The organism is Candidatus Desulfolinea nitratireducens (genome assembly GCF_982879505.1).
In genome coordinates this window covers 1-6,303 of sequence record NZ_CEYOSI010000201.1, presented here as the reverse complement: position 1 = coordinate 6,303, position 6,303 = coordinate 1, and the positions used below count along the sequence as shown (strand labels likewise).

The following is a 6,303-nucleotide window of genomic DNA, read 5'->3' as shown; positions in this document are numbered from 1 at the left end:
AAGCGGTGTGGATGGGGAATTTGAAACCGATTATTGGTTGACTTGTTATAAAGAGGCCGTTGAGAAATTCAGCGAGTTTGCTCCCCAGAATGGAACGCTGATCGTCCATCGTGAAGCCTCAATCGCAGCCTATTTTGCTCCTGATCATATTAATGTAATTCCCTATCGCTCATTGAAAACAGGGGATTATTTGCTACTCTCAGCTCGGCTGAACGAGAAAAGTAACGTCAAACGCCACTCACCCAATATCATCACCGTTGGGCGAGATGGAGCGACATTCTGCGTAATAAAGGAGATACAATAATGCTTTCCCATCGTGAACGATTGCAGGCCACATTGCGTGGCGAAAAAACTGACCAACTCCCAATCGCCCTGTGGCGACACTTCCCTGTTGACGATCAATCTCCCGAGCGCCTGGCAGCAGCAACTCTGAGCTACCAACGCCTCTACGATTTTGATCTCGTCAAAGTGACCCCATCTTCATCTCATTTCTGCAAAGATTGGGGGATATTGGATCAATGGGAAGGCAGTCATGAGGGAACCAGGCGCTATACAAAATGGGTGATCCAAAAACCGGGTGATTGGGAGAAACTCCCCATCCTTGAACCGGATGCACCATATCTGGCAGAATTATTATCTGGCCTTCGGTTTATTCGCGCAGATTTGGACCTCGAAACACCCATGCTTCAAACCATCTTTAGCCCATTGGCTCAAGCCGCATATCTTGTGGGCAAGGAAAATATCGTCACCCATATACGAAAATATCCGGAGGCTGTGTTAAAAGGCCTTGAGACAATCACCGAAACATCAAAACGCTTTATCGAAGCGTTGGTGTTTGATAAAAATATCTCACCGGATGGCATCTTTTATTCCGTACAACAGGCGCAAGCCAGTTTGCTCACGCCAGAGGAATACGACAGATTCGGCCTTCCATTTGATAAAAGAAGCATTGAGCCCGCTGCCAATCTTTGGTGTAATTTACTGCATCTTCATGGTCAGGATTTATACTTCAATAATATTATCGATGAATCTGGCTTAGGTTCGTATTTCCCGATTATTAACTGGCATGATCGGGATACACCGCCAACACTGGAAAAAGCGCGCATGCAAAGCAAGCATGTTTTTTGCGGGGGATTGAGCCGTCAAACCATGAATCTGGGTACCCCTGAAGATATCAAAAAAGAAGCTGAAGAGGCTTTCGCGCAAACAGAAGGTAAACGTTTTATCCTCGGTACAGGATGCGTTGTTCCCATTACTGCACCCCATGGGAATTTGATCGCCGCAAAAGATTTTGTTGCTTCGATAAAGAAATAATAGATCATGAGCTTACGCGTTATCGCCGGAAAAGCAAAAGGACATAAACTGAAAATAGTGGACGGGAAAGGGACTCGTCCAATCACTGACCGGGTCAAGGAAAATCTATTCAATATCCTCGGGTCAGACGTGGAAGATTCAATTTGGTGGGACCTCTTCGGCGGGACCGGGGCAGTCGGCATTGAGGCGTTGAGTCGAGGGGCGGCTTTTGTCCGCTATAGCGAAATGAGCCGCTCCGCAATTGACGTGATCCGTGAAAATTTGGCACATTGCAAATTTGACGATACCCAAGCCGAATTCAGGCGCGGTGACGCGTTTGCTTTTCTCGACTCCACCCCAGACCGCGCCTTCGACTATATTTACATCGCTCCACCACAATATAAAGAGATGTGGTTGCGCGCGCTCCTCAGCATAGATGCCAACCCTGACTGGCTAAGTGAGGAGAGTTGGGTTGTGGTTCAAATCCACCCCAATGAATTTCACGGACATCAGGAACTTGTCTTAAAAACACTCGAAAAATTTGATCAACGGAAGTACGGGAGCACGCTCCTCGTTTTTTACGAGAAAAAATAATGGGTCTTCAATAACCATATCAATATTGTTCATAAATCCATGAATTACTGGGCGGGAAAAGAGTCTCAACAAATAAAGCGCTACCCTCAGAATTTGGAAAAATATCAGGCTTGATATAGCGCAACTCCTGCCAAGTCCTGTAACCCAAGGAAAGAATAGGGAAAAGCTCGTCGCTAAGCGAAAAGGAAAATGGGCATTCTCCCTGTCCTGGTTTCACGGAGATAAGTTCACCATTTTTCCAGATTAAATCCACTGTACTTTTATAGAAATTCAACCTGAATTTGTCGGAGAATCCGCTGAAAGAACTTGCCATGATACGCTTTTCAAGAATTGGCTTGATCGTTCTGAGGAAAAGCGCTTTCTCAGGAATTTTAATCTGCCAGGCATAGGGTGTTCCCTCTTTTGCGCCCATAGAGATTGCCATTCTCCCCGCTCTTGAGTTGTTATGCAAATTTAATCTGATGTAGGGTTTATCTCGATCCAAGGCCTTCTCTTTGCAAAAGAGGAATAGATTTCCTAAAGCATCGATACTGATATCCTCGCTGATTTCGCTGATAATCAGGCCAGTACCAAATCCATCTTCGGGAATTCTGCAATATTTTTTTTCCGAATTCTGCTTGTTTTCCATGATCCAAAATTCTGAACCATATTCAGTTATTAAACCCTCGGTCAGCATATAGCGCCAATGAGCTTCATCTCTAAATGCTGAAATGGAATAATTCGCCCGATAGATTTCGTCCTCTTTCATCAGGAAGGGGATATCTTCTATTCCTGCCAGACGAAAGGTACATCCACGCTCTATCTCCTTCGGTTGGATTGTGTGGAGCGGGAGATTTATGTGATTTTCCAAAGGGATGGAATATGAGTATCCAAACTGACCATAAAACCCGGGGATTCCTTGAATAATTGCAATATCAAAATCATCTTCTTGAAGAGTCTTGTCAAACTCCTGGTTGAGGATCCTCATTAGTCCCTGCCGGCGATATTTCTCAAGGGTCCCGACAATACCCATTTCGGCAACCTTGAGCTTGATGCCCTCCAATTCCCAAACCCAGGGGATGAGGGCAAAGGCAGATATAATATCGCCGGTTTGCTTCTCTCCTACGATAAACCAGTATTTATTTTCCATCCCAGGAAGATGCTTAAACATGGTCGCGGCCAGAGTTCCCACATCATCTGGATGGAAAACTTCTGTAAATAGTGTATGCAGTTTTTCTGCATCGGCCGATGAGTTGGCTCTTCTGATGATATGATTTTTATCCACTTGCTTTCTCCTCAATGATATTTGTCGTGCCTGCACATAATAACAAGAAAAACAGTGCTTGGGTATATAATTGGGAAATGTCGCATGAAATCGCGGAGGATCATTGATATGTGTGAAGAAATTACAGGAAATGAAGCTCTGGCATTCGGTGCAATAGCTGCTGGGATCAGCATGACAACCAGCTACCCTGGCTCTCCAAGTTCGGGGACAATGAACACCCTGATCGACATGGCAAAGGAGCATAATCTCTATGTTGAGTGGTCTGCCAATGAACGGGTAGCGCTAGAGATGGCGATTGGCGCATCCATCGCTGGCCGGCGCTCACTGGTTTGCACCAAGAGTGTCGGTATGAATGTGATGGTCGATCCCTTGATGTGCCTGAATTTAACGGGAGTAAATGGGGGGTTGGTGATCCTTCTGGGAGATGACCCAGGCGCTTATGGATCTCAAAACGATCAGGATACACGCCTGCTGGTCCCATTTTTGGAGTTGCCCATCTTGGAACCATCTTCTCCCAACCAGGGCTTTGAAATGATGAAGGAAGCTTTTAATCTTTCAGAGGAATTTAATCTGCCTGTTATTCTCCGCATCACTCGTGCCTTCACACAAAGCCATGAAGAATTTAATCCCACATTGGGGAATATCATTCAGATCTCGAAAGGGTATCAAGCAGAAACGTACCGTTTTGTCCCATACCCTGGAAATGCTGTGGAGATGCATGCAAAATTGCATCAACGACTGGCTGATTTTGAGACCTGGGCAAACGATACACAACATAATGAAATAATTGGTTATGGATCCAAGGGGATTATCGCGGCGGGATTTGTCTTTCAAAAACTCAAGGATGTCCTGGGAGAGGAAATTCCAATTGATATCCGCATTCTGAAACTGTGCTGTCTTAGCCCTCTACCCAAGAAAATCATCAAGCAGTTTGCTTCCAGTTGTGAAGAAATTCTGGTCCTGGAAGAAACTGATCCCTTTGTAGAAAACCAACTCAAAGTAGTTCTCCATGATTTAGGGCTTAGCCCGAGAATCTGGGGAAAACAAAGCGGACATGTCAATTGGGAGGGGGAGTTATTCCGTTGGCATATTCAAAAGACGTTAGAGGCCTTTATCCCCGAATATGAACCTGTGAGAAATTTTCTTGCCGTAAATGAAGCAGCTGAAAGACCCAGCAATACAGATAATTGTCAGTATTATGCCTACGAAGAAATATTGGAAATCCTTCTGGATATTAGCCGTGAACTGGATCAGAAGCCGATAATCATCGCCGACCCGGGCTGCATGGTAAAAGTCGCCGACCAATTGGACGCCAAATTTGCGATCGGATCGGCTGTCGCAGTAGCCAGCGGACTTTCAAAAGCTGGTTGCGATGAAAAGCTGGTTGCATTCTACGGAGATTCGGCTTTCTTCCATTCCACCATTCCTGCTATTTGTAATGCCGCCTATAATCAGTCGGATTTGCTGATGATCTTATTGGATAATAGCGGCGCAGCCTCAACGGGAAATCAACCATCCATGGGGACAGGCCGGGATGCCTTTGGTGAGGAGGCACTAAAATTGAGTATCACTGACATTGCGCAAGCCTGCGGCGTAAAGTTCGTTCGCAGCCTGAAAGAAGGAATATCAAAATCCGAAATACGAAAATCTATCCGGGAAGGTTTCGAATTTCAGGGTCTGGCGTTGGTGAAGATTTCCATGGCAAGAGTTGTGCCGAAAATCCTGGCTGATAAATCTTAACCGGAGAGCTAGAAATATGGATAAAAACAAAGATAAATATCAGCGTAATTGGATCCAAAAGGCGCTGTTAAATTTCACTTCGTCAAAAATAGGAGCAAGAATATCTTCCCGAATTCTTCATCCTTTGGACAAAGCAGTATTGAAACTCACAAAAAACAGCAGCTCTCTAACAAGCATTTTATCCGGCATTCCAGTGATCGTATTAACAACTATCGGCGCCAGGAGCGGGGAGCCGCGCACTGTCCCTTTGCTCGGAGTCATAAAAGATGGAAAGATCTTTCTGATTGCTTCAAATTGGGGGCAGAAACACCATCCTGGTTGGTATTACAATTTAAAGAAAAATAAAGAGGCTCAATTATCCATTGGCAAGGAGAAGGGGCACTATATCGCAAGGGATGCAACCTATGCAGAACGCGAGGAATATTGGATTATCGCGGTCAGAATGTATCCGGGGTATGCCGAATACAAGAAACGGATCACATCAAGAAAAATACCGATGTTCATATTATCGCCAAAAGGTTGAGTACTCGAACCTAAGTTTTCCCATTTGCGTTACCTCCGTGAAGTTGCTTCGTGCAATCAGAAAGGTAACTTAATTGAAATTCCTAATTGATTTCAGCTATAAAATTCTTCTGGGACTTGCTCTCCCTTGGGAGTGGCAATAATTCGCAATAGGTATTGAAGTGATCTTTCTCGTCGAACAGAAGATAATCTCTCGAGATAAGCAGCAGGGTTTACAAAATTCGCGGGTAAAGATTTTGGCCTAATTCACAGGATCGGCGGTCATCGTCACCCTGACTTTTTTATAGCCCATGCACTGCTCAGGCATCATAACGATAAGCTGCCATAAGGTTTCTACCCGTATTACCCAAATTGGAGGATCCATTATGTTTTCACGCATGAACCAAATTATTGCGCTGACCGCCTTTACGGCCGGCGTTCATTTTTCACGCGCAGCTGCAGATCCGGAGATTCGGATTTTATTTCTCCTGAATGGATTGGGGTATTTTGCCCTGGTTTGGGCTTATTTTTTCGCCCCGCAACTGGCTTCCCGCAGAAGCCTGATCAGAAAAATTTATCTTGGATATACAACAGTCACTATCCTTTTTTACGGGATATGGGCAGCGATGAGCGGGGACTGGACACTGCCACTCGGCCCGATCGATAAGATCGCTGAAATAATTTTGCTTTTTCAACTCTGGAAGGATAAGATGTAAACGATATAAAACTCACAACGCTCCAATTAGCAAACCGGGGCTTATTCTAATAAAATAGAATAAACCCCGGTTTTTTCTCCAGAATACCAGGTTTTTACTTTATTTTAAACATTTGTGTCAGTTTCATCGCCAGATTCAAATCGCCAGCTAATTTCAGCTTACCCTGCATAAAGGCCGCCATACCATCCACTTCGC

The 6,303-nt window shown here is 44.8% G+C and carries 8 protein-coding genes; 6 read left to right on the top strand and 2 right to left on the bottom strand.

Annotated elements, in window-relative coordinates:
* The 3 genes from AC3DOM_RS14460 to rsmD all read left to right on the top strand — a co-directional run.
* Positions 1-304 (top strand): hypothetical protein (locus tag AC3DOM_RS14460; protein ID WP_487919753.1); only part of this gene is annotated, 304 nt, incomplete at its 5' end.
* Positions 304-1,314 carry a uroporphyrinogen decarboxylase family protein gene (locus AC3DOM_RS14455; protein ID WP_487919752.1) on the top strand — a complete coding sequence of 337 codons (1,011 nt, stop codon included), beginning with the start codon at positions 304-306 and terminating at the stop codon, positions 1,312-1,314. The genes AC3DOM_RS14460 and AC3DOM_RS14455, both read left to right, overlap by 1 nt.
* Positions 1,315-1,320: 6 nt before the next feature.
* Positions 1,321-1,887, top strand: a complete 567-nt coding sequence (gene rsmD, locus AC3DOM_RS14450; RefSeq protein WP_487919751.1) for a 16S rRNA (guanine(966)-N(2))-methyltransferase RsmD — start codon at positions 1,321-1,323, stop codon at positions 1,885-1,887.
* A gap of 19 nt (positions 1,888-1,906) precedes the next feature.
* Here rsmD and AC3DOM_RS14445 read toward each other — a convergent pair whose 3' ends face one another.
* A complete protein-coding gene (locus AC3DOM_RS14445) occupies positions 1,907-3,151 on the bottom strand; it encodes a GNAT family N-acetyltransferase (protein ID WP_487919750.1) in 1,245 nt (414 codons plus the stop codon).
* Positions 3,152-3,259: 108 nt separating this feature from the next.
* Here AC3DOM_RS14445 and AC3DOM_RS14440 point away from each other — a divergent pair, with 108 nt between their 5' ends.
* The 3 genes from AC3DOM_RS14440 (at position 3,260) to AC3DOM_RS14430 (ending at position 6,108) form a co-directional block, all read left to right on the top strand.
* Complete coding sequence (locus tag AC3DOM_RS14440) at positions 3,260-4,891, top strand: thiamine pyrophosphate-dependent enzyme (RefSeq protein ID WP_487919749.1); 1,632 nt, start codon at positions 3,260-3,262, stop codon at positions 4,889-4,891.
* Between the two features lie 16 nt (positions 4,892-4,907).
* Entirely contained in the window at positions 4,908-5,414 is a 507-nt protein-coding gene (locus tag AC3DOM_RS14435) for a nitroreductase family deazaflavin-dependent oxidoreductase (RefSeq protein WP_487919748.1), read from the top strand.
* Positions 5,415-5,778: 364 nt separating this feature from the next.
* Entirely contained in the window at positions 5,779-6,108 is a 330-nt protein-coding gene (locus AC3DOM_RS14430; protein WP_487919747.1) for a hypothetical protein, read from the top strand.
* Between the two features lie 94 nt (positions 6,109-6,202).
* On the opposite strand, the gene AC3DOM_RS14425 is transcribed toward AC3DOM_RS14430, so the two are convergent.
* A complete protein-coding gene (locus AC3DOM_RS14425) occupies positions 6,203-6,289 on the bottom strand; it encodes an SCP2 sterol-binding domain-containing protein (RefSeq protein WP_487919754.1) in 87 nt (28 codons plus the stop codon).
* Between the last annotated feature and the right edge of the window lie 14 nt (positions 6,290-6,303).

Bases quoted from the DNA above. Each gene is read 5' to 3' on its own strand.
- AC3DOM_RS14455 (WP_487919752.1), top strand. From the start codon at position 304: ATGCTTTCCCATCGTGAACGATTGCAGGCCACATTGCGTGGCGAAAAA.
- rsmD (WP_487919751.1), top strand. From the start codon at position 1,321: ATGAGCTTACGCGTTATCGCCGGAAAAGCAAAAGGACATAAACTGAAA.
- AC3DOM_RS14440 (WP_487919749.1), top strand. From the start codon at position 3,260: ATGTGTGAAGAAATTACAGGAAATGAAGCTCTGGCATTCGGTGCAATA.
- AC3DOM_RS14435 (WP_487919748.1), top strand. From the start codon at position 4,908: ATGGATAAAAACAAAGATAAATATCAGCGTAATTGGATCCAAAAGGCG.
- AC3DOM_RS14430 (WP_487919747.1), top strand. From the start codon at position 5,779: ATGTTTTCACGCATGAACCAAATTATTGCGCTGACCGCCTTTACGGCC.
- AC3DOM_RS14425 (WP_487919754.1), bottom strand. From the start codon at position 6,289: ATGGCGGCCTTTATGCAGGGTAAGCTGAAATTAGCTGGCGATTTGAAT.